At 72.1% G+C, this 25,017-nt stretch carries 22 protein-coding genes; 7 read left to right on the forward strand and 15 right to left on the reverse strand.

The window, feature by feature from the left end; translation table 11 throughout:
- Window positions 1–60: 60 nt before the first annotated feature.
- Entirely contained in the window at window positions 61–309 is a 249-nt protein-coding gene (locus tag OHS17_RS23110) for a hypothetical protein (RefSeq protein WP_330313690.1), read from the reverse strand.
- A gap of 635 nt (window positions 310–944) precedes the next feature.
- Between OHS17_RS23110 and OHS17_RS23115 the strand changes: the two genes are divergently transcribed.
- Entirely contained in the window at window positions 945–1,940 is a 996-nt protein-coding gene (locus OHS17_RS23115; protein WP_330313691.1) for a helix-turn-helix domain-containing protein, read from the forward strand.
- 92 nt (window positions 1,941–2,032) lie between these two features.
- Here OHS17_RS23115 and OHS17_RS23120 read toward each other — a convergent pair whose 3' ends face one another.
- From OHS17_RS23120 to OHS17_RS23170, 11 genes are all read right to left on the reverse strand, one after another.
- Window positions 2,033–5,845 carry a multifunctional oxoglutarate decarboxylase/oxoglutarate dehydrogenase thiamine pyrophosphate-binding subunit/dihydrolipoyllysine-residue succinyltransferase subunit gene (locus OHS17_RS23120; protein WP_330313692.1) on the reverse strand — a complete coding sequence of 1,271 codons (3,813 nt, stop codon included), beginning with the start codon at window positions 5,843–5,845 and terminating at the stop codon, window positions 2,033–2,035.
- Between the two features lie 257 nt (window positions 5,846–6,102).
- Window positions 6,103–7,179, reverse strand: a complete 1,077-nt coding sequence (locus OHS17_RS23125) for a HAMP domain-containing sensor histidine kinase (RefSeq protein WP_018102697.1) — start codon at window positions 7,177–7,179, stop codon at window positions 6,103–6,105.
- Window positions 7,176–7,913, reverse strand: coding sequence for a response regulator transcription factor (locus OHS17_RS23130; protein ID WP_018102696.1), 738 nt, complete (start codon window positions 7,911–7,913; stop codon window positions 7,176–7,178). The genes OHS17_RS23125 and OHS17_RS23130 overlap by 4 nt, the downstream gene beginning before the upstream one ends.
- A gap of 235 nt (window positions 7,914–8,148) precedes the next feature.
- The gene (locus tag OHS17_RS23135) at window positions 8,149–8,841 is read right to left on the reverse strand and encodes a spermidine synthase (protein ID WP_330313693.1); all 693 of its coding nucleotides are present in this window, start codon (window positions 8,839–8,841) and stop codon (window positions 8,149–8,151) included.
- A 95-nt stretch (window positions 8,842–8,936) separates the two neighbouring features.
- The gene (locus OHS17_RS23140) at window positions 8,937–9,539 is read right to left on the reverse strand and encodes a hypothetical protein (RefSeq protein ID WP_330313694.1); all 603 of its coding nucleotides are present in this window, start codon (window positions 9,537–9,539) and stop codon (window positions 8,937–8,939) included.
- Window positions 9,536–10,825, reverse strand: a complete 1,290-nt coding sequence (locus OHS17_RS23145; RefSeq protein ID WP_330313695.1) for a hypothetical protein — start codon at window positions 10,823–10,825, stop codon at window positions 9,536–9,538. Before OHS17_RS23145 ends, OHS17_RS23140 begins: the two co-directional genes overlap by 4 nt.
- Window positions 10,822–11,613 (reverse strand): ATP-binding cassette domain-containing protein, encoded by a 792-nt coding sequence (locus OHS17_RS23150; protein ID WP_330313696.1) that lies wholly within the window; start codon window positions 11,611–11,613, stop codon window positions 10,822–10,824. Before OHS17_RS23150 ends, OHS17_RS23145 begins: the two co-directional genes overlap by 4 nt.
- Entirely contained in the window at window positions 11,610–12,545 is a 936-nt protein-coding gene (locus tag OHS17_RS23155) for a hypothetical protein (protein ID WP_330313697.1), read from the reverse strand. The genes OHS17_RS23150 and OHS17_RS23155 overlap by 4 nt, the downstream gene beginning before the upstream one ends.
- Entirely contained in the window at window positions 12,542–13,144 is a 603-nt protein-coding gene (locus OHS17_RS23160) for an RNA polymerase sigma factor (protein WP_330313698.1), read from the reverse strand. The genes OHS17_RS23155 and OHS17_RS23160 overlap by 4 nt, the downstream gene beginning before the upstream one ends.
- A 33-nt stretch (window positions 13,145–13,177) precedes the next feature.
- Window positions 13,178–13,756, reverse strand: a complete 579-nt coding sequence (locus tag OHS17_RS23165) for an isochorismatase family protein (protein WP_330313699.1) — start codon at window positions 13,754–13,756, stop codon at window positions 13,178–13,180.
- Window positions 13,757–13,830: 74 nt separating this feature from the next.
- On the reverse strand, window positions 13,831–14,232 hold the full coding sequence (locus OHS17_RS23170; RefSeq protein WP_330313700.1) for a DUF4259 domain-containing protein: 402 nt from the start codon (window positions 14,230–14,232) through the stop codon (window positions 13,831–13,833).
- A 191-nt stretch (window positions 14,233–14,423) separates the two neighbouring features.
- Between OHS17_RS23170 and lon the strand changes: the two genes are divergently transcribed.
- Window positions 14,424–16,844 (forward strand): endopeptidase La, encoded by a 2,421-nt coding sequence (gene lon, locus OHS17_RS23175; RefSeq protein WP_330313701.1) that lies wholly within the window; start codon window positions 14,424–14,426, stop codon window positions 16,842–16,844.
- A gap of 58 nt (window positions 16,845–16,902) precedes the next feature.
- Here the strand turns inward: lon and OHS17_RS23180 are convergent, their stop codons facing one another.
- Both OHS17_RS23180 and OHS17_RS23185 read right to left on the reverse strand, forming a co-directional pair.
- Complete coding sequence (locus tag OHS17_RS23180; RefSeq protein WP_330315334.1) at window positions 16,903–17,583, reverse strand: polysaccharide deacetylase family protein; 681 nt, start codon at window positions 17,581–17,583, stop codon at window positions 16,903–16,905.
- Window positions 17,584–17,831: 248 nt separating this feature from the next.
- Window positions 17,832–18,674 carry a lysozyme gene (locus OHS17_RS23185; RefSeq protein ID WP_330313702.1) on the reverse strand — a complete coding sequence of 281 codons (843 nt, stop codon included), beginning with the start codon at window positions 18,672–18,674 and terminating at the stop codon, window positions 17,832–17,834.
- 240 nt (window positions 18,675–18,914) lie between these two features.
- On the opposite strand from OHS17_RS23185, the gene OHS17_RS23190 reads away from it, so the two are divergent.
- Complete coding sequence (locus OHS17_RS23190; RefSeq protein ID WP_330313703.1) at window positions 18,915–19,397, forward strand: MarR family winged helix-turn-helix transcriptional regulator; 483 nt, start codon at window positions 18,915–18,917, stop codon at window positions 19,395–19,397.
- Between the two features lie 26 nt (window positions 19,398–19,423).
- Here the strand turns inward: OHS17_RS23190 and OHS17_RS23195 are convergent, their stop codons facing one another.
- Window positions 19,424–20,206, reverse strand: coding sequence for a hypothetical protein (locus tag OHS17_RS23195; protein WP_330313704.1), 783 nt, complete (start codon window positions 20,204–20,206; stop codon window positions 19,424–19,426).
- A 364-nt stretch (window positions 20,207–20,570) separates the two neighbouring features.
- Here OHS17_RS23195 and OHS17_RS23200 point away from each other — a divergent pair, with 364 nt between their 5' ends.
- The 4 genes from OHS17_RS23200 to OHS17_RS23215 are packed head-to-tail and all read left to right on the forward strand — an operon-like array spanning window position 20,571 to window position 24,970.
- A complete protein-coding gene (locus OHS17_RS23200; RefSeq protein ID WP_330313705.1) occupies window positions 20,571–23,450 on the forward strand; it encodes a sensor histidine kinase in 2,880 nt (959 codons plus the stop codon).
- Window positions 23,447–23,929 (forward strand): roadblock/LC7 domain-containing protein, encoded by a 483-nt coding sequence (locus tag OHS17_RS23205; RefSeq protein ID WP_018102681.1) that lies wholly within the window; start codon window positions 23,447–23,449, stop codon window positions 23,927–23,929. Before OHS17_RS23200 ends, OHS17_RS23205 begins: the two co-directional genes overlap by 4 nt.
- Window positions 23,926–24,342 (forward strand): DUF742 domain-containing protein, encoded by a 417-nt coding sequence (locus OHS17_RS23210; RefSeq protein WP_018102680.1) that lies wholly within the window; start codon window positions 23,926–23,928, stop codon window positions 24,340–24,342. The genes OHS17_RS23205 and OHS17_RS23210 overlap by 4 nt, the downstream gene beginning before the upstream one ends.
- Window positions 24,323–24,970 carry a GTP-binding protein gene (locus OHS17_RS23215; RefSeq protein WP_161212575.1) on the forward strand — a complete coding sequence of 216 codons (648 nt, stop codon included), beginning with the start codon at window positions 24,323–24,325 and terminating at the stop codon, window positions 24,968–24,970. The genes OHS17_RS23210 and OHS17_RS23215 overlap by 20 nt, the downstream gene beginning before the upstream one ends.
- Window positions 24,971–25,017: the final 47 nt, after the last annotated feature.

A 25,017-nucleotide genomic window follows, 5' to 3' on the forward strand; every position in this document is an offset into this window, starting at 1 on the left:
TTCATCCCTTCTTCCAGTACGCGAACGGCCTGTCCGACACGAAGCCCAACCCGACCGCCATCACTCGCCGATGCTGTTGGTGAATCCCGGCCGTATGGGGCCGGATTCGACGGCGTCCTGGCTGACACGGTCCAGCGAACGTGCCAGAACGCCAGTGGGGCTGATGTTGCTCAGCTGGTCGAGCGATGTGGCGCTGAGGTCGGCCAGATTGCTCGTAACGGGAGCGGGTGCTGCCTCCGCCGCCACCGGCGTCGCCAGAGCAACCGCCAATGCGGCGCCGGCGACCAGAGTCTTCCTTGAAGCCTTCATGTGTCATTTCCTCTCAGGCTGAATATCTGACGGCAAGGTTGCTGACTAGCGAACCTCAGGGGGGGTTAGCCGCCCCAGGTGACGTCCCCCGTAGCGTCTGCTGCGGAGATCTCTTCACTCGCAGCCGAAAGGGAAGCCAAGGCGGCTGCGGTGATTTCTGCGAGGTTGACGAATGCCACGGATCTTCTCCCTCGGAGGCGATGGATTCTAGGCATCTTGTGGATCTGTCAGCGTCGCTCGACCACGCCGGTGCCACTGTGGCTGACCGGGAGTCGGATGGGAACGGATGGGGGGTGGACACACTATGCAGTGGCATAAAGCTGTCCGCACTGCGCTTGCAGGGCGCCAGGGGCGTTCACGTGGGGACAGTGTTGTGCTCCACTGACGTTTTCAACTGCTGCGAGAGGGGCGGTTTCAGACAGGTGTGGGAGTGGCTAAGCGCTTTTGAGGTCCCGATATATACGCAGATCAGGTGCAAAATCCAGGATGTGAATCTCGGCGTTATGGGCCACAAGCGCCCAAGGTAGACGTATGCATCGGTGGCGTGAAGTGGCCGGTTGTTGCTACGCAATGTCTGTAAGGTTCGCCTATTTTGGACGCTTGTTGTCGCGTGCCGCCGGAGGGGGGCTCTCGCAGTGCTGGATGTCCTGGGGCTCGATGCAGAGGCAGAGGTCATATACCGGGCCGTGATCAGGTATCCCTGCGTCGCTGTGGCAGAGTTGGCTGCCCATGTCGATCTGACGGAGCAGCGAGTCCGTGAAAGCCTGAACCAGCTCGAAAAGATGGGCTTGGTACAGCCCACGGTGCGGGACGGCGTTGGGTATTACGCAGTCAGCCCGGAGAGCGCGATGGAAGCGTTGCTGTCACGGCAGCAGGCTGAGCTGACGGCTCAGCAGTTGCGCGTGGAATCCTCCCGTGCCGCAGCGGCGCAGCTGGTCGCTGCATGGTCTGGGTTGCATCCACGTATGAATGACCAGGAATCCGAGCGATTGATCGGGCCCGACGCCATACGAGACCGGCTGGCACTGTTGGCGGAATCCGCGAAGGAAGAGATCGCGACGTTCGCTCCGGGTGGCGCCCATACTGCCGCGGACCTGGAGGCCAGCCGTGGCCCGAACGCCGCTCTCCTCAACAGGGGAGTGCGCATGCGGACGATCTATCTGGACAGCATCCGTCATCACCGCCCCACCCTGGCCTACGTCACCTGGCTCAACAGCCTCGGTGGGCAGGTTCGTACGGCCCCGGTCCTGCCGATTCGGATGGTTGTGGTCGATCGACGCCAGGCGATGCTTCCCATCGACACCGACAACGCACTGGCGGGGGCCGTGGTCCTCAAGGGAGCGGGCACCATCGCCGCGCTGTGCGCGCTGTTCGAGAGCGTGTGGGGTAACGCGGTTTCGCTGGGCATCACCGCGCAGCGTGGCGGGGACGGCATTCCGGCACAGGAGCGGGCCGTACTGGCCCTGCTTGCGCAGGGGTATACCGACGAAGCCGTAGCGAAACGTCTGGGAGTCTCACCGCGCACTGCCAGGCGCACCGCTGCGTCGCTTCTGGAACTGCTTGATGCTCGCAGCCGCTTCGAAGCGGGGGTACACGCCGTCCAGGACGGTTGGCTGCCGGCATCCCGCTGAGTCCGAACCGCTCGTCACCTGAGCCCCCACGCCCGAGGGGCCCGCCTCGCGCGGGTGCGCGGGACGGGCCCCTCGGGCGTACGGGCTGCCGGTCAGGCCTCGAAGACCTCGTTGACCAGCTGGGTCTGCTCCGCCTGGTGGCGCTTGGCCGAGCCGACCGCCGGGGACGAGCCGTGCGGGCGCGAGATGCGGCGCAGGCGCTCGCCGTGCGGGACGTCCGCGCCGACGGCCAGGTCCAGGTGGTCGATCAGGTTCAGGGCGATGAACGGCCAGGCGCCCTGGTTGGCCGGCTCCTCCTGGGCCCACAGGTACTTCGCGGCGTTCGGGTACTTGGCGATCTCGGCCTGGATCTCGGCACCCGGCAGCGGGTACAGGCGCTCCAGACGGATGATCGCGGTGTCCGTGACGCCCCGCTTCTCGCGCTCGGCCTCCAGGTCGTAGTAGACCTTGCCGGCGCAGAAGACGACCTTGCGGACGGCGCTCGGCTCGACCGAGTCGTCGCCGATGACCGGGCGGAAGCCGCCGGTGGTGAACTCCTCCACCTTCGACGCCGCCGCCTTGAGGCGGAGCATCGACTTCGGGGTGAAGACGATCAGCGGCTTGTGGTGCGGGTTGTGCACCTGCCACCGCAGGAGGTGGAAGTAGTTCGACGGCAGGGTCGGCATCGCGACCGTCATGTTGTCCTGCGCGCACATCTGGAGGAAGCGCTCCGGGCGGGCGGACGAGTGGTCCGGGCCCTGGCCCTCGTAACCGTGCGGCAGGAGCAGCGTGACGCCGGAGGTCTGGCCCCACTTCTGCTCGGCCGAGGAGATGAACTCGTCCACGACGGTCTGCGCGCCGTTGACGAAGTCACCGAACTGGGCCTCCCAGATGACCAGCGACTCCGGGCGGGCCAGCGAGTAGCCGTACTCGAAGCCCATCGCCGCGTACTCGCTGAGGAGCGAGTCGTAGACGTTGTAACGGGCCTGGTCGTCCGTCAGGTAGAGGAGCGGGGTGTAGTCCTCGCCCGTGACCTGGTCGACCAGGACCGCGTGGCGCTGGCCGAAGGTGCCGCGGCGGCTGTCCTGGCCGGCGAGCCGGACCGGGGTGCCCTCCATCAGCAGCGAACCGATGGCCAGGGTCTCGCCCATGCCCCAGTCGATCGTGCCGTTCTCCACCGAGGCGGCACGGCGCTGCATCTGCGGCATCAGACGCGGGTGCACGGTGATCGACTCGGGGATGTTGACCTGCGACTCGGCGATCCGCTTGACGACCTCGGCGGAGACCGCGGTGTTCACGGCGACCGGGAAGTGGGCCTGCGGGTCGGAGACGTGCGGCTGCGCGGGCTGCGAGGTGGCCTCGCGGACCTCGGCGAACACCTTCTCCAGCTGGCCCTGGAAGTCCTGGAGCGCCTGCTCCGCCTCTTCCAGGGTGATGTCGCCGCGACCGATCAGGGACTCGGTGTAGAGCTTGCGCACCGAGCGCTTCTTGTCGATCAGGGTGTACATCTGCGGGTTGGTGAACTCCGGGTTGTCGCCCTCGTTGTGACCGCGGCGGCGGTAGCAGATGAGGTCGATCACGACGTCCTTGTTGAACGCCTGGCGGAACTCGAAGGCCAGCCGGGCGACCCGGACGACGGCCTCGGGGTCGTCGCCGTTGACGTGGATGATCGGCGCCTCGATCATGCGCGCCACGTCGGTGGCGTACATGGAGGAACGGGAGGACTCCGGGGCGGCGGTGAAGCCGACCTGGTTGTTGATCACCACGTGCACGGTGCCGCCGGTGCGGTAGCCGCGCAGCTGCGACATGTTGAGCGTCTCGGCGACGACGCCCTGGCCCGCGAAGGCCGCGTCGCCGTGCAGGGCGACGGGCAGGACGGTGAAGTCCGTGCCGCCCTTGTTGATGATGTCCTGCTTGGCGCGGGCGATGCCCTCCAGGACCGGGTCGACCGCCTCCAGGTGCGAGGGGTTGGCGGCCAGCGAGACCTTGATCTGCTCGCCGTCCAGGCCGGTGAAGGTGCCCTCGGCGCCCAGGTGGTACTTCACGTCGCCGGAGCCGTGCATCGAGCGCGGGTCGAGGTTGCCCTCGAACTCGCGGAAGATCTGGGCGTACGACTTGCCCACGATGTTCGCCAGGACGTTCAGGCGGCCGCGGTGGGCCATGCCGATGACGACCTCGTCGAGGCGAGCCTCGGCGGCGGAGTCGATGACCGCGTCGAGCAGCGGGATGACGGACTCGCCGCCCTCCAGCGAGAACCGCTTCTGGCCGACGTACTTGGTCTGCAGGAACGTCTCGAACGCCTCGGCGGCGTTGAGGCGGCGCAGGATGCGCAGCTGCTCCTCGCGCTCCGGCTTGGGGCGCGGACGCTCCACCCGGTCCTGGAGCCACTTGCGCTGCTTCGGGTCCTGGATGTGCATGAACTCGATGCCGGTGGTGCGGCAGTACGACTCGCGCAGGACGCCGAGGATGTCGCGGAGCTTCATCATCGACTTGCCGGCGAAGCCGCCGACCGCGAAGTCCCGCTCCAGGTCCCACAGGGTGAGGCCGTGCTCGGTGATGTCCAGGTCGGGGTGCTTGCGCTGGTGGTACTCCAGCGGGTCGGTGTCGGCCATGACGTGGCCGCGGACCCGGTAGGAGTGGATCAGCTCGAAGACCCGCGCTGCCTTGGTGACGTCGTCGTCGTGCGAGGCGTCGATGTCCTTGAGCCAGCGGACCGGCTCGTAGGGGATGCGCAGCGCCTTGAAGATCTCGTCGTAGAACTCGTTCTCGCCGAGCAGCAGCTGGGAGAGGATGCGCAGGAACTCGCCCGACGCGGCGCCCTGGATGACCCGGTGGTCGTACGTCGAGGTCAGGGTCATGACCTTGGAGATGCCCAGCTTGTTCAGGGTGTCCTGCGAGGTGCCCTGGAACTCCGCCGGGTAGTCCATCGCGCCGACGCCCATGATGAGGCCCTGTCCGGGCATCAGGCGGGGCACCGAGTGGACGGTGCCGATGCCGCCGGGGTTGGTCAGCGAGGCGGTGACGCCGGTGAAGTCGTCCATGCCGAGCTTGCCGTTGCGGGCGCGCCGGACGATGTCCTCGTACGCCTGCCAGAACTCGAAGAAGTTGAGCGTCTCGGCCTTCTTGATGGCCGCGACGACCAGCTGGCGGTCGCCGTTCGGCTTCACCAGGTCGATGGCGAGGCCGAGGTTGACGTGCTCCGGCTTGACCAGGGTCGGCTTGCCGTCCTTCTCCGCGAAGGAGTAGTTCATGGCCGGCATGGCCTTGAGCGCCTGCACCATCGCGTACCCGATGAGGTGCGTGAAGGAGATCTTCCCGCCGCGGGCGCGCTTGAGGTGGTTGTTGATGACGATGCGGTTGTCGAAGAGCAGCTTCACCGGGACGGCGCGCACGGACGTGGCCGTGGGCAGCTCCAGCGAGGCGTTCATGTTCTTCGCGACTGCGGCGGACGGGCCGCGCAGCGTCACGTACTCCGGTCCGCCCGGCGCCTCGGTCTCCGCGGCGGCCTTGGCCTTCGTGGCGGGGGCCTTGGCGGCCGGAGCCGGGGCGGCCTTCGCCGGAGCCTTGGGCGCGGCGGGCGCGGCCGGGGCTGCCTGGGCCGGGGCGGCGGGCGCCGCCGGGGCCTGGGCGGCGGGCTGCGCCGGAGCTGCCGGGGCCGCCGGTGCGGTGGTGGGGGCGGCCGGGGCCGCGGGCGCTGCAGCCCCCGCGGCTGCGGCGCCGGGCTTGTCCGCCGTGCCGGTCTTGCCCGGCTTGTAGTCGGCGAAGAAGTCCCACCAGGCACGATCGACCGAATTCGGGTCCTGGAGGTACTGCTGGTAGATCTCGTCGACGAGCCACTCATTGGCGCCGAATGCCGCGGCCGGGTTGGTGCCCGGGCCGGCCTGGTCGGTCGAGATGCTCGAGTTACTGGGGGACTGAGACGACACGGCGGTGACCGCCCTCTTCCGCTTCGCAAGGTGATGGACAGCGGGAATCAAGGCTACGCCTCCGCGGCCGTTCCTTGCAGGCCGGGGAGGTCTTCGTCGTGCAAGTCACATCGAAAGCCGGGTTTCGGCGCTGGAAATGGCGGGAAACAAGCATGGTTCCGCTTCGCTCCGGGTACGCGAGGCCGCCGCAGCGGCCGCCTCGACCGTATCCCGTTCCCGGAACACGTAGAACGCGGCCTTCCGGTTCGAACCCTATGTCAACCTCGCGGTTGCGGAATCCCCGGAAGAGTGACGCGTATCCGGCAGCCGCGAGCAGATTCGGCCACTCCGATCCGGCCGCCGTGGAGATCCACCGCCCAGCGGGCGATGGCCAGGCCGAGCCCCGTACCGCCGTCGCTGCCCGGGCCGTGCGGCGAGGCCACGTCGCCCCGGTTGAAGCGCTCGAAGACCCGGTGGCGCTCGGACTCCGGAATGCCCGGGCCCTCGTCCACCACCTCCAGGTGCAGGGACTCCGGCTGCGGGCCGCGCCGGGCCAGCACCGTGACCCGGCCGTGCGGCGGGCTGTGCTTGACGGCGTTGTCGATGAGATTGGCCACCACCTGGTGCAGCCGCTCCGCGTCCGCGTGCGCGGTCAGCTCGGGCGGCGACACGTCCAGGTGCAGATGGACGTCCGTACGGGAGTGGTTGCCGGACCCGGAGGAGAGCCGGCGGTGCGCGGCGGCGAGGTTCGCCTCCTTCAGCACCCCGGACAGATAGGGCCACACCTCGAAGCGGTTGGCCTTCAGCGTGACGACGCCGTTGTCCAGCCGCGACAGGTCGAGCAGCGTCTCCACCAGGCGGCCCAGGCGCTCCGTCTGTTTCAGCGCGGTCCGCATCGTCTCCGGATCGGCCGAGGACACCCCGTCCACGACGTTCTCCAGGACGGCTCTCAGCGCCGCGATGGGCGTGCGCAGCTCGTGCGAGACATTCGCCACCAGCTCCTTGCGGTGCCGGTCCACGGCCGCCAGGTCGTCGGCCATCAGATTGATGGTCTGCGCCAGGTCGCCGAGCTCGTCGCGCCGGCCCGCGCCGTTGACCCGCCGCGTGTAGTCGCCGTGCGAGATCGACCGGGCCACCGCGCGCATCTCGTCCAGCGGCGCGGTCAGGCCGTGCGCCACGAACTGGGTGATCAGCAGGGTCGCGATGACCGAGAACACGGTGATGAACCGGAGCTCGGTCCGCGTACGGAAGGCCACCATGATCAGCCCGGTGGTGATGAACACCGAGACCACCACGAGGGTGCCCAGCTTGGCCTTGATCGAGAACGGCCGCAGCCCCGGTCCGGGCGAGGTCATGGCGCGGGGGTCTCCAGCGCGTAGCCGACGCCGTGCACGGTACGGATGCGCTCCGCGCCGATCTTCCGGCGCAGCGCCTTGATGTGGCTGTCGACCGTCCGGGTGCCGGAGGCGTCCGCCCAGTCCCACACCTCGGCGAGCAGCTGCTCCCGGGAGAGCACCGCGCGCGGGGTGTTGGCCAGGCAGACCAGCAGGTCGAACTCGGTCGGGGTCAGGTGCACGTCGTCGGCGCGGACCCGCACGCGGCGCTGCGCGTGGTCGATCTCCAGCTCGCCGAGGCGGAGTATGCCGCTGCGCGGCGTCACCGCGGCCAGCGCGGCCCGCTCCACCCGGCGCAGCAGCACGTGCACCCGGGCGGCCAGCTCACGCATCGAGAACGGCTTGGTCATGTAGTCGTCGGCGCCGACCCCGAGCCCGACGAGCATGTCCGTCTCGTCGTCGCGCGCGGTCAGCATCAGCACCGGCACCGGCCGCTGGGCCTGGACCCGGCGGCAGACCTCCAGGCCGTCGAAGCCGGGCAGCATGATGTCGAGCACCATCAGGTCCGGCTGCCACGCCTCGGCCGCGTCCACGGCGGCCGGGCCGTCCTGCGCGGTCTGCACGAGAAAGCCCTCCGCCCGCAGCCGGGCGGAAATGGCATCGACGATCGTGGCGTCGTCCTCGACCACCAGCACCCGGCGCTGCGCGCCCGGGGTGGCCGCGACGCCGCTGTGGGTGGTGTGTGTCTGTTCCATCGCCCCGCCCCTGCCCGTTCTCACGGAGGCCATTCCCCCGGACGTACGGTTTTCGCTCGTGATTTTCGTGGGTGATCCCGCTATCGGTCAGCAGCGTAGAGGCAGCGGAGGGTTTCCGGCTACGCAGGGTGCAAGGCCGGACCGCTCCGCGAGGCCCCCGCGCGGGGCGGAGTGTCGTGCTTGTGGGCCTTGGCCCCCGGGCGTTCGGGGGCTTTCGATACCCGCAGGGGGGATCTCACGCGTCCCGGATTGCGAGATGGACCACGTCCGGCACACCTCGGGCAACGCCCACTTCTTCCGCCCGAACCCCCTGGAACCCGGCATTCCGTAGGGCTTGGTCGAATGCCTCGGATGGTTGTGCGGACCAGACCGCGAGCACCCCGCCCGGGTTGAGCCGCGCCCGGCAGTCGGCGAGACCGGCGGGGGAGTAGAGGTCGTTGTTGTCCTCGGTGACCGTCCAGTCCGGCCCGTTGTCGATGTCCAGACACAGAGAGTCGTAACGGTCCGTAGTCGTCCGCAGATACGCGACGAGGTCGGTCGTCAGGATCTCCGTGCGGGGGTCGGCGAGGGCGGGCCCCGAGATCCGGTCCAGCGGCCCCTGCCGGTGCCAGTCCACGATCGCCTCCTCCCGCTCGGCGACCGCGATCCGGCCCCACCGGGGCTCGGCGGCGGCCCGGGCGAGCGAGAACCCGACGCCGAGCCCCCCGATGAGCACGGCGGGCGCGGTGCGGCCGGCCGGGAGCGCGGCGAGCGCGGCGTCGATCAGCAGCCGCTCGGAGCGCCCGTCGGAGGTGTCCATCAGGAAGCACCCGTTGGCAATGATCTCGAAGTCCTCCCCGCGCCGGCGCAGGACGACCTCCCCGTACGGTCCCTCGCGGCGGTCCAGGGTGACGGGGGCGTCGGCGTCGGGGCCGAACGTGTGGGGCATGGCACTGATCTCCGGTGGCCGGGGCGGCTGTCCCGGCCATCCTGTCGCGCGGGGGCGGGCGGGTGCCAGCGAGTTCGTACGGAGGACTGCCTCGGTCAGCCGCCTTCGCGGCGCGCCCCGCGTACGGCGTGGAGCGCCGCCCCCGCCGCGAACGCCGCCGCAGCCACGGCCCACGCCCCCACCTGGGGCCCCGGCTGCATCGGCCAGGCCCACACGGAGGCGGCTCCGCCCGGGGCGCGCGGCGCGGCAAGGTAGACCGCGCCGGTGTACACGGTGACCGGGAGCCAGCTGAGCCGGGCGCCGATCAGGGCGGCCGCGGCGGCCGTGATCCCGGTCGTGCCGAGCACGTTGCGCACCATGCCGGGCGCGCCGAACGCCTCCGGGTGCCCGGGGACGGCCAGCGCGAGGGCGGCGGCGGCCGGGACGGTGAGCGCGAGCAGGTGCGCCAGCCGTCGGGGCCACCAGCGCCGGACCGCCGTCCGGTCGAGCTCGTCGGCTGCGGCGTACAGGCTCGTCCCGATGGCCGACGAGACCAGCAGCGGGGCCAGGACCAGGACGGGGACGCGGGCGCTGTGGTCGAAGGCCGGCTGTGCCTGGAGCCAGTGCGCCGCCCAGGCCGCGAGCAGGGCCGTACAGGCGAGGGCCGCGGCGGTACGGGGGAGGGCGCGGGAGCGGAGGTAGAGGACGGGGAGGCTCACAGGACCGGCACCTCCGAGTAGGCGCAGCTGGTACGCGTCGTCATGTAGCGGCCGAGCCAGGCGCGGCGCTCGGCTTTGGGCATGGCTTCGAGGCGGCGGAGTTCGGGGGACTTCTCCGTGCCGGGGGCGAGCCCGGCGGGGGCGAGCCAGGTTCCGACAGCGCCGTCCGTCGCGCCCACCCCACGTCCGTCGGCGTCCTCGTAGTGCCGCGAACAGTCCCGCGCCGTCATGTTGGCCGCCACCTGCCAGGCGTAGTCCTCGGTGTCCCGCAGCCGCCCGCGCAGGAGGTACCAGCCGGGATTGGGCGGCGGGATCCACGCCTCGTCCGGGCCGTGCAGGGGCAGCCGGGCGACGTAGCGCTTCGGTGCGCCGGGCACCCCCTCCAGCCGTCCCGTCAGCCCCGACAGCGCCTCGGCGACCTGGGGCAGCAGGTGCTCCTGACGCCCGCTCAGGCAGATCTGCGGGCTGCCTTCTGTGCAGGCGAGATGGTGGGCCGCCGGGTCGTCCCGGAACATGCCGTCGCCCGTGGACACGATCAGCGGGGCGACGGCGGTCGCCACGGCGAGCGGCACGAGGGCGGCGAGCCGGCGCCGGGCCGCGACGGCGGTGAACGCGGCGGCCGCGAGTCCGCAGGTCCAGGCCACCACGGCGGGGGCGAACCACCACACGGGCAGCTGGTCCCACAGCGCGTACTGCTCGGCCGGGTCCAGGTACCGCGCCGGGGATTCCGCGTAGTTCGGCACCCCGAGCACCAGGTACATCAACGCGGCGAGCACAGGCGCGGCCAGCCGCCACCGGCACAGCGCGCCGACGGAGAACCCGAGCAGCGCCGCGGCCGCCAGGAAGGCGGCGTCCACGACGACGAGCGAGGGAAGCGGGCCGCCGCCGCCCGCGTACGGCCAGGTGGCCGCCGATGAACCGGCCAGCGCGACCACGTACCCGGCGACCGCCCACAGCGCGAGCGGCAGCACGGCGGCCGCCGTCCGCTGCCACCGCGCACGCGGCGTCGAGCGCCACAGCTCATCGGTCGAGCGCCGGTGGTCGCGGGCCCCCTGCCAACAGGCCGCCGCGGCCACCAGCGGGCCGGCGAGCAGAGTGGCGCCGGAGTGCAGGAGGCCCTGGGTCTCGGTCCAGTCGCCCTGCCAGGCGTCGGCCTTCGCGGCCATGGTCACGCCGAGCGTCAGCGCCGTGGACAGCCCGGTCCACGGGCCGATGCCGCGCCGGGCCTCGGCCCGCAGCGCGGGGCTCGGGGCCTTGCGCCGCGCGGGAGTCTCGGTGAGGGTCATCGGGCGCCCGCCGTCGCCCGGTGGGAGCGCAGGGCCGTCGTGTAGCCCCGCTCGATCGGGCTGCCGTGGAGCGGGTCCGGATCGTCGTCGTCCTTGCCGAGGGCCGCCAGCTCGTCCGTCGTCCCCCGGTACGCGACGCGGCCCGCCTCGATCAGCGTCACGTCCTCGCAGGCCGCCACCACGTCCTCCACCAGGTGCGTGGAGAGGATGACCGTCGCGTCCTTCCCCAGGTCCCGCATCAGGGCCCGGAACTCGACCCGCTGTTCCGGGTCGAGCCCGGCGGTCGGCTCGTCCAGGAGCAGCAGCTCCGGCTCGTTGACGATCGCCTGGGCGATGCCGACGCGCCGAACCATGCCGCCGGACAGCGTCTTCATCCGGGAGTCGATCCGGTCGGCGAGGCCCACGCGGTCCACCGCGCGCTCCACGGCAGCGGCCGCCCGCGTGGAATCCATCTCCTTGAGCCACGCCACATAGGCGACGAACTCGCGGACGGTGAACCCGGCGTAATGGCCGAACTCCTGCGGCAGATAGCCCAGCCTGCGCCGGACCTCCGCCCGGGCCCGGTGGTCGGACGCCGCGCCCACGTCGGAGCCCAGCAGCTCGATCCGCCCGGCGTCCGGCGCGGCGGCCGTGGACAGGACCCGGATCAGTGAGGTCTTGCCCGCCCCGTTGGGGCCGAGGAGCCCGTGCACTCCGGGCCCGAAGGCGAGATCGATGGCGTCCAGGGCGGTCCTGCGGCGGTGCCGGACCGTCAGCCCGGACACCTCCACGGTGCTGTTCACGCTCATGACGTCTCCAGGTGGTCGAAGGATCGGCGGCGCAGGACGAGCAGCGCCGCGCCGAGCACGGCCGCCACCGCCCAGGCGCCCTGTGCGGGGAGCCCCGCGAAGTAGCGGAGCGCCGTCGGCGTTCCGTCGAGCAGCGCGGACGGGGACGTGTCGAGCGCCGGTACGGTGACGGCGGCCGCCCAGCCCGCCGCGACGACGAGGGCCGCGGTGCGGCAGCCGACGTACGAGCCGATCCCCAGGGCCGCGAGGGTCAGGGCGAGCCCGGGCAACAGCCAGGCCAGGGGCCCCGGGCCGCCGGCCGAGGCGGGCAGCACCGCCCAGGCCAGGGCGAGCACCGGGACGGTCACCCCGAGCACCGCGGCCGTCCTGGTCAGCAGCAGCCGCAGCCCGCCGCCGGGGGAGGTGGCGATGATCTCGTGCAGGGGATCGGCGGAGCGCCCGTACGAGACCCCGACGCCGGCGAGCGGCAGCACGGGCGCGACGAGCAGCAGCAAGGCCCGCACGGAACCACCGAGTCCGCCGCCGTACGCGAGCGCGACGGCCGCGCACACCACGAGCGCCAGGGCCCCGGTCCACGGCCCCCGCAAGGCGGGTCCGGCCGCCCACACCACCCGGCCGAAGCGGCGGCGTCCCGACAGGCGGCGCCACGCAGGCCCGGCCCCGGGCGCGCGGCCGCGCCAGGCGCCGAGGCCGGGCACCGGACGTCCCGGCCCCGGGCGGCCGGGCACCGGAACCGCCTCCGCCAGCACCGCCGCCCGGATCGCGTCCAGCGTCGCCGCTCCGGCGCCCCGGTCGCGTACGGCGGCCGACACGCGTTCCGCGCACCCCGTGCAGGACTCGACGTGCTTCTCGACGGACCAGGCGTCCGGTTCGGGGGTCGTGCCCTCCGCGTACCGCCGGACCAGCTCGTCCGTCACGTGCCAGGTCGTCATGCCGTGCCTCCCAGGGGGCCGTTCTCCGCGACCAGCCGGTCGAGGGCGGCGCGCAGTTCGCGGCGGGCCCGCATGGCCCGGGTCTTGACCGTGCCCTCGGGTATGCCGAGCAGCCGGGCGGCCTCCCTGGTGGTGAGGCCGTCGACCACCGTGGCGCGCAGGACCTCCCGGAGCTCCGGCGAGATCCGGTCGAGCGCGGCGCCCACGTCCCCGTACTCCAGGCCGGCCAGGACGCGGTCCTCGGCGGAGGGTGCGGGGGCGGTCCACCGGGTGTCGCCCGCCTGCCCGGCCGCCGTCGCGCGTTCCGTCCGGGCCCGGGTGCGCTGGGCGTCCACCAGGCGGCGGGCGGCGATCACCCAGAGCCAGCCGCCCGCCTCCGCGCCCCGGTGCGCGGCGGCGGAGCGCCAGACCGTCACGAAGGTGTCCTGGACGACCTCCCGCACGGTCTCCGCGTCCGGGCAGCGGCGGCTCAGCCGGGCGAGGAGCCAGCCGGCGTGCCGGTCGTAGAACGCGGCCAGGGCGGCCGTGTCCCCCTGCGCGACGGCACGCAGCAGCGCCTCGTCGGTCCGGTCGTCCCCCGAGGGGCGCAAGTCGCTCACACCCCCTCTATCGGCGGTCGCCCGCCGCCCGGTTCACGCCCCCGGCGGCGCCGTGAACCGTACGGCCGAGGCGGGCGTGGTGACGTCCGCGTCCGCGCTGATCGCCCAGGCGGCGGCCCGGGAGACGACGGCGGCGGGGACCGCCCCGCTGATCCCGGGCGCGGCCGGGACGTCGTGCGTGGCGTGGGCGTCGTACGGGAGGACGACCCGGTAGCCCAGCTCCAGGGCGGTCCGGGCCGTCGCCTGGACGCACATCTCCGACATGACGCCGCAGACGGCCAGTGAGTCCACGCCCGCGTCCGCGAGGACGGCGCCCAGGGCCGTGTCCTTGAAGCCGTCGTCCCAGGTCTTGCGGATCACGGACTCCGCAGGGCCGTCCACGACCGGCAGATGCAGCGCCCAGCCCGGCGTGAACGGCTCGTCGCCCGACCCGGGGTCGCCGTCGTTCTGGAGGTGGACGACGACCGCGCCCGCCCGCCGGGCCCGCGCCAGCAGCCCCGCCGTACGGTCCAGCAGCACACCGGCCCCGGGGACGGCCCCCGCGCCGGTCACCCCGTCCTTCTGCACGTCCACGACGATCAGGGCCTGCACGGGGAGCGGGGTCTCGGTCATGCGGCCATCCTGTCCGGCGCGGCGCGCGGGCTCCACGGAATATCCGGCGGGCGGCAAGGGCTCGCCGGGCTCGTTCAGGGCCGGGGCATAAGCGTCCCGCGCAACTGGTTGATCCCCGTGTGCCAGGGCCCGTCCTCCGCTTCCTCCCAGAGCTCCAGCGCCTCGGACGGTTCCGTCAGGACCCGGTCCAGCGCCCGGAGCGCGAGTTCGCGCAGGCCGGTCAGGTCCGGAAGGGGCTCGTCCGGGCCGTACGCGGAGTCGGCGGGGGCGCCCCCGGGGCACTGCGCCGCGACCAGGGCGGCCGCCGCTATCGCCTCGTTGGCCACGTCCGAGTCCAGGTAGTCGGTGGTGCCGGCCGTCTCGGCCAGCGCGGCCCGGACCATCGCCCCGCGTGCCTCCGGCGCGGCGTCGTCCAGCCCTCCGCACCAGTCGGCGGCGGTGTCGTTGTCGAACGGGCCCACGTCCCACGTACCCATATGCGTCTCCCTGTGGATCGATCTCCGCGCATCGTGACAGGCACCACTGACAACGCCCCCGGAGCGCCCGCCCCGGCGGACAACGCGTGGCGGCACACCTGATCGCTCAGAGCGAACAACGCCTGGGGAACATTGCGGGGCTCACAAGCATTGAGCCGGTATAGCTCAACTTGACTGCCGAAGGGGAGATCATGGCTACTGAGTCCACTGCCGTCACACCGCTCACCCTGCCCGTGCTGCCGCTCGACGACGAGGTCGTGCTGCCGGGAATGGTGGTGCCGCTGGACCTGTCGGACACCGAGGTGCGCGCCGCCGTCGAGGCCGCGCAGGCCGCCGCCCGGGAGGACGGGGGCAAGCCCGAGGTGCTGCTCGTCCCGCGCATCGACGGGACGTACACCGGGATCGGTGTCCGCGGCACCGTCGAGCAGGTGGGGCGGCTCTCCGACGGTGACCCGGGCGCCCTCATCCGGGGCCGCGACCGGGTCCGCATCGGAGCGGGCACCAGCGGCCCCGGCGCCGCCCTCTGGGTGGAAGGGGTCCGGGTGGACGAATCCGTCCCCGACCCGCTGCCCGGAGCCGTCGCCGAGCTGGTCAAGGAGTACAAGGCGCTCGCCACCAGCTGGCTGAAGAAGCGCGGGGCCTGGCAGGTCGTGGATCGGGTCCAGCAGATCGAGGGCGTCTCGGCGCTCGCCGACAACTCGGGGTACTCGCCCTTCCTCACCACCGCTCAGAAGGTCCGCCTCCTGGAGACCACCGACCCGGTCGCCCGGCTCAAGCTGGCCATCCAGTGGCTGGGCGAACACCTCGCCGAGCAGGATGTCGCCGAGTCCATCGCCAAGGACGTCCAGGAGGGCGTCGACAAGCAGCAGCGCGAGTTCCTGCTGCGGCGCCAGCTGGATGCCGTACGCAAGGAGCTCTCCGAGCTCAACGGCGACCCGGAGGACGAGTCCGACGACTACCGGGCCCGCGTCGAGGCCGCCGACCTGCCGGAGCACGTCCGCGAGGCGGCGCTCAAGGAGGTCGACAAGCTGGAGCGCGCCTCCGACCAGAGCCCCGAGGGCTCCTGGATCAGGACCTGGCTCGACACCGTCCTCGAACTGCCCTGGACCGAGCGCACCGAGGACGCCTACGACATCAAGGGCGCCCAGGAGATCCTGGACGCCGAGCACGCCGGGCTCCAGGACGTGAAGGAGCGCATCACCGAATACCTCGCGGTCCGCAAGCGGCGGGCCGACCGCGGCCTCGGCGTCGTCGGCGGGCGGCGCGGCGGCGCGGTGCTGGCCCTCGTCGGGCCGCCCGGCGTCGGCAAGACCTCGCTCGGGGAGTCCGTCGCGCACGCCATGGGCCGCAAGTTCGTCCGCGTCGCGCTCGGCGGTGTCCGGGACGAGGCGGAGATCCGCGGCCACCGGCGTACGTACGTCGGGGCGCTGCCCGGACGCATCGTGCGCGCCATCAAGGAGGCCGGCTCGATGAATCCGGTCGTCCTCCTGGACGAGATCGACAAGGTCGGCTCCGACTTCCGGGGCGATCCGGCCGCCGCCCTCCTCGAAGTCCTCGACCCCGCGCAGAACCACACCTTCCGCGACCACTACCTGGAGGTCGAGCTCGACCTCAGCGACGTCGTCTTCCTGGCCACCGCCAACGTCCTGGAGGCCATCCCGGAGGCGCTGCTCGACCGCATGGAGCTGGTCAGGCTCGACGGCTACACCGAGGACGAGAAGGTCGTCATCGCCCGCGACCACCTGCTCCCGCGCCAGCTGGAGCGGGCCGGTCTGGAGAAGGACGAGGTCGCCCTGGACGAACCGGCGCTGCGCAAGCTGGCCGGCGAGTACACCCGCGAGGCCGGCGTACGGAACCTGGAGCGGGCCGTCGCCCGGCTGCTGCGCAAGGTCGCGGCCCAGAGCGAACTGGGCGACCGCGAGCTGCCGTTCACGGTGGGCGCGGACGACCTGCGCGGTCTCATCGGCCGCCCGCACCACGTGCCCGAGTCCGCCCAGGACCCGGCCGAGCGCCGTACGTCGGTGCCCGGCGTGGCCACCGGGCTCGCGGTGACCGGGGCGGGCGGGGACGTCCTCTTCGTGGAGGCGTCGCTCGCCGACCCCGAGACCGGGGCGTCCGGGCTGACCCTCACCGGCCAGCTGGGCGACGTCATGAAGGAGTCCGCGCAGATCGCGCTGAGCTTCCTCCGGTCGCACGGCGCGGAGCTGGAGCTACCGGTCGCGGACCTCAAGGACCGGGGCGTGCACATCCACTTCCCGGCGGGCGCGGTCCCCAAGGACGGCCCGAGCGCGGGCATCACGATGACGACCGCGCTGGCCTCGCTGCTCTCCGGCCGGCTGGTCCGCACGGATGTGGCGATGACCGGTGAGGTCTCGCTGACCGGGCGGGTGCTGCCGATCGGCGGCCTGAAGCAGAAGCTCCTGGCCGCGCACCGGGCGGGCATCACCACCGTGGTGATCCCCAAGCGGAACGAGGCCGACCTCGACGACGTCCCGGCCGAGGTGCTGGAGACCCTGGAGGTCCACCCGGTCACCGACGTCCGCCAGGTCCTGGAGATCGCCCTGGCCCCGGCCACGGCGGAGCACAGGATTCCGGCGGCCCAGGCGGCGTAACGGGAGCCATGGACGCGGAACGGCCCGGGCGCGCGGGCCGTTCCGCGTACCGCCGTGCCTACGGGCGGTAGATCGTGCCCGGGACGGGCTCGGCGGGGGCCATCAGCTGGGGGACCGTCACGAAGGTGTAGCCCTGCTTCTTCAGGGTGTCGATGATCCCGGGCACGGCGGGCACGGTGCCCTTGTAGATGTCGTGCAGCAGGATGATGCCGTCCTTGCTCGCCTGGTCGACTATCCGCTTCTTGATCAGCGCGGAATCGGTGGTCGAGTAGTCCTTGGCGGTGGCGCTCCACAGGATCTGGGAGAGCCCGAGGTCCTTGCAGATGCCGGAGATCGTGTCGTCGGTGCGGCCCTGCGGCGGGCGCATCAGCCGGGGCTTCTTGCCGGTGATGTCCGCGATGGCGTTCTGCGTCTTCTCCAGCTCGGCGCGTATCTCGGCCGGCTTCCGGTCGGTCAGGATCTTGTGCGACCAGGTGTGGTTGGCGATCTCGTGGCCCTCGGCCGCGAGCCGCCGCACGGTCTCCGGGTGCTTCTTGACGTGGTTCTTGCCGAGCAGGAAGAACGTCGCGTGGACCTTCTTCTCCTTGAGGATGTCCAGCAGATGCGGCGTGTCCTCGGCCGGGCCCGCGTCGAAGGTCAGGGCGATGCACTTGGCCTTGCGGCAGTCCACCGGGCCCATCGGCGCCTTGGCGTCCGAAGCGGCGTCGTCGCGGGCCGAGCCGGGCGCGGTGGTCTCCATCGAGCAGCCGCTCAATGTGAGCGTGAGCGCTGTCACAAGAGCGACGGCCAACCCCGTACCGATGGACTTCCTCTTACTGGGCACGGCGTGCCACTCCCTCTGGTGAACGAACGCACTGGTGTGCGACCTGGAACGGCGACTATACCTGCGGGGTATACACCGGGTTCATAGTGGGGTGGCCGGAACGCGGTGAAGCCCGGCGACGGGGTGCGTCACCGGGCTTCGCGCCGCGCGGGGAGGGGGCGCCGCTATCCGTTGGCGAGTGCCTGTACGCGGTCGAGGGCGCCGTTGAAGTGGTTGTGGTCGCCCACTGTCGGACCGGAGGACGTGTACTGCCAGATCGTGTAGAAGCCCCAGCCGGCCGGGAGCTCGCCGACCGTGGTGTTGTAGCGGGCCACCCACAGCGGGTTGGTGGTCGCGAAGCCGCCGTTGTTGCCGGTGCAGTCCTTCCACCAGCTGGTCGCGGTGTATATCACCGCGTCGCGCCCGGTGCGCGCCTTGTAGGTGTTCACGAAGTCGCGGATCCACGACACCATCTGGGCCGCGGTCTTGCCGTAGCACTGCGCGCCGTACGGGTTCCACTCGATGTCGAGCACGCCCGGCAGGGTCTTGCCGTCCTTGGACCAGCCGCCCCCGTGGTCCACGAAGTAGTTGGCCTGGACGGCGCCGCTCGTGGTGTCGGGCGTGGCGAAGTGGTACGCGCCGCGGATCATCCCGACGTTGTACGAGCCGTTGTACTGCTGCGCGAAGTAGGGGTTCGTGTAGTACGTCCCCTCGGTGGCCTTGGTGTAGGCCCACTTCACGCCGCTGTTCCAGAGCGTCGACCAGGCGACGTTGCCCTGGTAGCTGGCCACGTCGACGCCCTCGGTCTGGGCGGCGCGGCCCTCGACGGGCAGGCCGCCCTTGCCGTCGTGGGCGATGACGCCCATGCCCATGGTGGCGGTGCCGCGCGCGGGTGCGGTGGGGTCGCCGCCCGCCGCGTTCGAGGCGCCGGGGAGCGCGATGAGGAGGGAGAGGGCTGCGAGCAGCGTGCCGGCCGCGGCGAAGCGCGAGCGGCGGGACTTCGTGGAGCCGGATCTGTGCACGGGCATTGCGTGCCTCCGAGACCTCGGTGGGGGGATCTGCCGACCCGGGAGGCGCCGCACGGCGACCCCGGCGGCATGCCATGGTGTGGACATGCCATGCATGACGCTACGCACGTAGACCCGTGCGGCGGAAGAGGGCCTGGGCGGCGCCGTTGGTCTACTCCTGCGAAATACTGGCGGAGCTGCGGTGATGGCCGTCGGCGGAAGAAACTTTCATCTGCGGGAAAGCTCTTGAGGGGAGTTGACGTGCACGGGAGCGAAAGCGGACGTGAACCCAGCACTGCCGGGGGAAGTGGTGTGGACCACGAATTCCTGTCCCTGGAGCTGGAGTTGGCCGTCTTTCTGCGCCGGGCGCGGGCCAATTCCGGCGAGATGGCGCGCGAGGTGCACCCCGAACTGGAGGCGGCCGCCTACGGCCTCTTCGTACGCCTGGAATCCGCGGGCCGGCAGCGGGCCACCGATCTCGCCGCCTACTTCGGCGTCGGCAAGGCCACCATGAGCCGCCAGCTCCGCGCCCTGGAGACGCTCGGCCTCGTCGCGCGCGAGCCCGACCCCGCCGACGGGCGGGCGTTTCTCGTGCACCTCACCGAGGAAGGGCTCGCCCGCTTCCGGAGCGTCCGTGACGCCCGCCGCGACCGCTACGTCCGCAAGCTGGCCGACTGGGACCGCGCCGAGGTCGCGGAACTCGCCCGCCTGCTGCACCAGCTGAACGCCAGCGCCGAGGACTGAGGGCCCGGGGGAGGGGCCGCGGCCGCCTACAGCAGGACGTACGCCGCCGTCGCGTCGTCGTGGGTCTTGCCCCGGAGGTGCTTACGCTCCGTGTCCGCGTCCTCCAGGGCGCGGACCCGGTCGATCAGCGCCTGCGGGCCCTCCTTCTCCAGGATCCCGAGGCACTCCGCCCAGTCGCCCGCGCCGAACATCTCCGTCCAGCGGCTCGCCCCGTCCGTCATCGCGGCCAGGGCCCGCACCCCGGCGCGCGGCGTCCGCCCGGTGACCGCGCGCTCCGCCACGGCCGGGTCGGCGGCGGCCGTGAAGAAGCCGCCCTCCTTGTTGCGCGCCCGGGCGTCCGCCACCGCGTCCGAGACCAGGAACTCCCGGGGCAGCCGGTCGAGCCGGTCGTCCAGGACCGCGCGGACGTCCCCCTCGGGCGCTTCGAGGAGCAGCACCGAATCGGACAGCACCAGGTGCTCCACCTCGGCCTCGTCCCAACGCACCACGACGACGGTTGCCTGTGGCGTACGTACGTGAGAAAGGTCACAGGTCGAGCGGTGGGCGTCCGCGGTGCGCCGGATGGACTCCGCGAGGATCTCCCGCAAGGTCAGATCCCGCCGCGAACCGGACAGTTCGACCAGGGCCCCGCCCAGCCTGGCCGTGAACCACGGAACCGGGTGCACACAACCGGCATCGCCCTTCGGCGGGGTCACGCCGTCCAGCAGCACCAGCCCGCCGCCCCGACCGGAAGCGGGGAGGACCGAGGCCGTCCAGTCCTCGTTCGGGCGGTCCTGAGTGCCGGGGGCGGTCGCGAGTTCGATACGCATACGGCCAGTCTGCACGATGCCTTCACCGCGCCTGCACCGCACGGAGATTGGTGTGTACCAGCAGGTCAGAAGGGTGGACGAGGCGGAAGGAATCCCTCCGCACCGAGGTGCGGGCGGGCATCCTGCCAAAGCCCGGGCGGAAGTTCCAGCCGGTGTCCACGCATGGCGCCGGGGCCCGCTGGGGAGACTTGTTCGCCAACTCGGGAGTGTTGTTCACTCGTTCGTGTGGCGGAGCGGTTGATGCGCGCCCCCTCCTGAAAAGCACTGGAATGGTCGGGAGCCGTACCAGGGGGCGGGACGCTCGTTCATGTGACCGTGCGTCACCTCTGCTTCAAGGGCGGACGAGTCGAGATTGCGAGCACCGGTGCAGAAGAAGCGGCCTCGGAGCAAGGGCGGCAGCAACAGCGGTTCCGAGGCGGCGCCGACGACCCAGGCCGAGGGCGGTCGCCGTGTGCGCGTCCGCAGCCGGCTGGTCGCGGGCGTCGCCGTCGTCGGGATCACCGCCATAGCGGCGGGGACACCGGCCGTGCTCGCCGCCTCGTCCGACCTCACCGACTCGCAGCACCTGGTCACCCTCGCCGAGCTGAACCAGCAGGCGATCTCCCTGGCCCACTCCCTCGCCGACGAGCGCGACGAGGTCACCGTCTACATCGCGGGCGGCCGGGAGGGCGAGCCGGGCAACCGGGGCGCCCGCGTCGACCAGCAGGTGGACGAGATCCGCGAGGCGGCCCCGGCCGACCTCCTGCGCGACCTCTCCACCATCCCGTCCCTGCGCCGCGACGCGATCAGCGGCAAGGGCACGGCCCTGGAGGCCCACCGGGCGTACTCCGAGGTCATCGCCAAACTCCACGGCCTCGCCGACGAGCTCGCCCGCTCCACCCCGCCGCGCGCCGCCGACGCCACCCGCACCCCGCAGGCGCTCGGCCGGGCCACCGAGGAGGCGTCGGCCGCCCGGGGGCTGCTGCTCGCCGCGCTCGCCGTGCCCCGCCCGGAGCCGGCACCGCCGCGCATCGACCCGTTCACCGGGCTGCCCGTGCAGAGCGAGGACGAGGGCGAGACCAAGGAGGACCGCACCCGGAACGCGCTGAGCGCCGCTGCCCAGCAGGCCCGGGTCGGCGAACTCTCCGCGCTCGCCGACTTCGACCAGTCCGCCGGCGCCACCGCCCGCGACAAGCTGTCCTCCACCGTCACCGGGCCCGAGGTCAACAGCGCCGAGAAGTACCTCGCCGAGCTGACCGACCGCCCCGAGCTGTCCGACTCCGACCTGAAGGTCAGCGACAAGAAGGTCGCCGCGGCCCTCGCCGCCCGCGTGGACCGGATGCGCTCCGTGGAGTCCGCGCTCGGCACCGCCCAGGTCCGGGGCCTCGAACAGCTCCGCGACGACGACGTCACCGCCCTCGAACTGCGCATCGCGCTCCTCGGCGCCTGCTTCCTCGTCGCGGTCGCCGTCTCCACCGCCGTCGCCCGCACCCTCACCCAGCCGCTGGCCGTCCTCCGGATCGGCGCCGCCCGCCTCGCCGCCGAACCCGCCACCGCCGAACCGGTCCGCTACACCGGCCGCAACGACGAGTTCGCCCAGACCGTCCGCTCCATCAACGCCCTCCACGGCCGCCTCCAGGAGCTGCTCCAGCAGTTCAACGTGCGCTTCGAGAGCCTGGAGACCGAGCGCGCCGAACTGCTCGCCGGACGCGAGGCGCTCACCGTGCAGCGCGCCGAACTCCAGGTGCACGCGGCGGACCTGACGGCCCAGCTGGAGAAGCTGAAGAACACCGTCCACCACACCTTCGTCAACCTCTCGCTGCGCACCCTCGGCCTGGTCGAACGGCAACTCGGCGTCATCGAGTCCCTGGAGGAGCGCGAGCAGGACCCGGAACGGCTCGGCACGCTCTTCAAGCTCGACCACATGGCCACGGTCATGCGCCGCCACAGCGAGAACATGCTGGTCCTCGCGGGCGCGGACCACGGACACGGCCACCCGGGCCCGATCCCACTGGTCGACGTCCTGCGCGCGGCCGTCAGCGAGATCGAGCGGTACGAGCGGGTCACCATCCAGTCCCTGCCGCCGCACGCCCAGGTCGCCGGGTTCGCCGCCGACGACCTCAGCCACCTGGTCGCGGAGCTCCTGGAGAACGCCACCTCGTTCTCCCCGCCCGACTCCCACGTCCAGCTCTCCGGCTGGCTCCTGGAGAGCGGCGAGGTGATGCTCTCCGTCCAGGACGAGGGCATCGGCATGTCGTCCGTGCGGATGGGCGAGCTCAACACCCGCCTGGCCGACCCGGCGCTCTTCGAGGCCGGCGAGCAGAACGCCGACGGGGCCGGGCTCGGCCTCCAGGTGACCTCGCTGCTCGCCGCCCGGCACGGCGTACGCGTGGAGCTGCGCGAGCAGAAGGGGAGCGGGGTGACCGCGGTCGTCGTCCTCCCGGAGGCCCTGCTGCCCAAGGCCCTCCCGGCGGCGACGCCCCCGCCCGTCACCGCCCCGGGCGACGCGCCCACGCTGAACCTGCCGGGCTCGGTGGCCGAGGCCAACTCAAACACCCTGCCGGGGCGCACCGCTTCCACCTCCGACGACCCGATGATCGCGGCAGCGGAACGCGCCCTCGCGGGGGCCGCGAAGCCGCCCGTGGCGCCGGAGGCGCCGGTGACCCCCGAGGCCGTCGAGGCGCCGGAGGCCCCTGTGGCCGCTGAGGCGCCCGAGGCGCCCGCGGTCCCGGAGGCGGATGAGGCCCCCGCAGCCGCCACCCCCGCCGCCGCCCCCGAGCCGGAGCCCGCCCCCGAGCCGGAGGCCGAGACCGACCCCGAGCGCACCCTCCAGGTCCGCCTCCCGCGGCCCCCCAAGCCCGCGGACGCCGACCCGTACGCCATCGGCCCCGACCGCCACGAGCGCGCCGCCGACGAGGCCCCGGCCCCCGTGGCCACCGAGGCCCCCGCGCCGACGGACACCGTGCCCGCGCCTCGTCGGCCCGAGGCCGACCCGGTCACCGACAAGGGGCTGCCCAAGCGGACGCCCAAGGTCGTGCGGCCCGCCGGGGCGCCCGTGGCCGAGCGGCGGGGCAGCGTCGACAAGGAGGCCCTGCGGCGCAGGCTCGGCGGCTTCCAGCAGGGCGCCAGGGACGGCCGCCGCGACGTCGAGGCCGAACTCGCCGAGGGCGCGAGCCCCACACGTACCGAGCACGCCGAGCCGGCAGGCCGTAGCGACGGCCGGACCGGAGAGACGGGGGACACAGTCGAGGAGGCACGCAGTTGACTGCGCCCAGCACATTCGGGCTGAGCACCGAGGCCCGGAACCTGCACTGGTTGCTGAGCAATCTCGTGGAGGAGGTGCCAGGGGTCCACTCGGTCACCGTCGTCTCGTCCGACGGGCTGATGCTGCTGTCCTCCGACCCCGGCCACCACAACGCCGCCGAGCCCGCGGCCCCGCAGAGCGGACCGCGCGGTTCCAGCGCCGACCTGGCGACCATCGTCTCCGGCATCGGCAGCCTCACCGTCGGCGCCGCGAAGCTGATGGACGGCGGCGGCGTGAAGCAGACCATGGTCGCCATGGAGGAGGGCAGCGTCTTCGTCATGTCGATCAGCGACGGATCGCTGCTCGGGGTGCACGCCGCCCCCGACTGCGACATGGGCGTCATCGCGTACCACATGGCGCTGTTCGTCGGCCGCGCCGGACACGTACTCACCCCCGAACTCCGCAGTGAGCTGCGCAAATCGATGGAGAGCGCCCAGTGAGCCACGCCGCAGCCGGACCCGCCCGCAAACTGCCCGTCCGGGGGGCCGGCAAACGGCCCGCGCGGGTCCGCCCGTACTCGCTGACCGGCGGCCGCACCCGCTTCGGGCACGTCCTGCTGGTGGAGACGTTCGTCGCCGCGCTGGAGGCCCCCGAGGAGCGCCGCGAGCTCACCAACGGCAATCTGGCGACCCGTCTGATGCCGGAGCTCCGGGCCATCGTCGAGCTCTGCCGCCGGATGCGTACCGTCGCCGAGATCTCGGCGCTGCTGAAGATGCCGCTCGGCGTGGTCCGGGTGCTGCTCAGCGACTTGGCCGACCAGGGAAAGATCCGCGTGTACGGGACCGGGCACGGCACCGGCCAGCCCGACCGCGCACTGCTCGAAAGGGTGCTCGATGGACTCCGCCGTCTCTGAGTCGCTGTTCGCACCGCGGCAGCCGGGCCCGGAGGAGCAGCCCGAGGAGAAGCTCCAGCCCTGGCAGCTGGACCGCACCCGGGCCCCGATCGCCACGAAGATCGTGGTCGCGGGCGGCTTCGGCGTGGGCAAGACCACGTTCGTGACCGCGGTCTCCGAGATCACGCCGTTGCAGACCGAGGCCATGATGACCCGGGCCAGCGAGGACACCGACGACCTCAGCGCCACCCCGGACAAGGCCACCACGACCGTCGCCATGGACTTCGGCCGGCTCACGCTGGACGACGACCTCGTGCTGTACGTGTTCGGCACCCCGGGCCAGCAGCGGTTCTGGTTCATGTGGGACGACCTGGTGCGCGGCGCGATCGGTGCCGTCGTCATGGCCGACACCCGCCGCCTCGCCGACTGCTTCCCCGCCCTCGACTACTTCGAGAGCTGCGGACTGCCGTACATCGTGGCCGTCAACCACTTCGAGGGGACGCCGGGCTTCGAGGCCGAGGACGTCCGGGAGGCCCTGACCGTACCGGCGCACGTGCCCATAGTGATCATGGACGCGCGCAACAGGATCACGGTGGTCGAGTCCCTGCTGGCCCTCGTCGGCCACGCCCTCGACGCCACCCCGGCCTAGGCCGTGTCCGGAAATTCCCGCCTGGCCCGCGGGCGTACGACGGGACT

The organism is Streptomyces sp. NBC_00523 (genome assembly GCF_036346615.1).
Taxonomy (GTDB): domain Bacteria; phylum Actinomycetota; class Actinomycetes; order Streptomycetales; family Streptomycetaceae; genus Streptomyces.

Excerpts from the sequence above, each read along its gene's own strand:
- OHS17_RS23110 (WP_330313690.1), bottom strand. The coding sequence starts at position 309 with ATGAAGGCTTCAAGGAAGACTCTGGTCGCCGGCGCCGCATTGGCGGTT.
- OHS17_RS23125 (WP_018102697.1), bottom strand. The coding sequence starts at position 7,179 with ATGACCTCGCCCGGACCGGGGCTGCGGCCGTTCTCGATCAAGGCCAAG.
- OHS17_RS23130 (WP_018102696.1), bottom strand. The coding sequence starts at position 7,913 with ATGGAACAGACACACACCACCCACAGCGGCGTCGCGGCCACCCCGGGC.
- OHS17_RS23135 (WP_330313693.1), bottom strand. The coding sequence starts at position 8,841 with ATGCCCCACACGTTCGGCCCCGACGCCGACGCCCCCGTCACCCTGGAC.
- OHS17_RS23145 (WP_330313695.1), bottom strand. The coding sequence starts at position 10,825 with ATGACCCTCACCGAGACTCCCGCGCGGCGCAAGGCCCCGAGCCCCGCG.
- OHS17_RS23150 (WP_330313696.1), bottom strand. The coding sequence starts at position 11,613 with ATGAGCGTGAACAGCACCGTGGAGGTGTCCGGGCTGACGGTCCGGCAC.
- OHS17_RS23155 (WP_330313697.1), bottom strand. The coding sequence starts at position 12,545 with ATGACGACCTGGCACGTGACGGACGAGCTGGTCCGGCGGTACGCGGAG.
- OHS17_RS23165 (WP_330313699.1), bottom strand. The coding sequence starts at position 13,756 with ATGACCGAGACCCCGCTCCCCGTGCAGGCCCTGATCGTCGTGGACGTG.
- OHS17_RS23170 (WP_330313700.1), bottom strand. The coding sequence starts at position 14,232 with ATGGGTACGTGGGACGTGGGCCCGTTCGACAACGACACCGCCGCCGAC.
- lon (WP_330313701.1), top strand. The coding sequence starts at position 14,424 with ATGGCTACTGAGTCCACTGCCGTCACACCGCTCACCCTGCCCGTGCTG.
- OHS17_RS23180 (WP_330315334.1), bottom strand. The coding sequence starts at position 17,583 with ATGGAGACCACCGCGCCCGGCTCGGCCCGCGACGACGCCGCTTCGGAC.
- OHS17_RS23185 (WP_330313702.1), bottom strand. The coding sequence starts at position 18,674 with ATGCCCGTGCACAGATCCGGCTCCACGAAGTCCCGCCGCTCGCGCTTC.
- OHS17_RS23195 (WP_330313704.1), bottom strand. The coding sequence starts at position 20,206 with ATGCGTATCGAACTCGCGACCGCCCCCGGCACTCAGGACCGCCCGAAC.
- OHS17_RS23215 (WP_161212575.1), top strand. The coding sequence starts at position 24,323 with ATGGACTCCGCCGTCTCTGAGTCGCTGTTCGCACCGCGGCAGCCGGGC.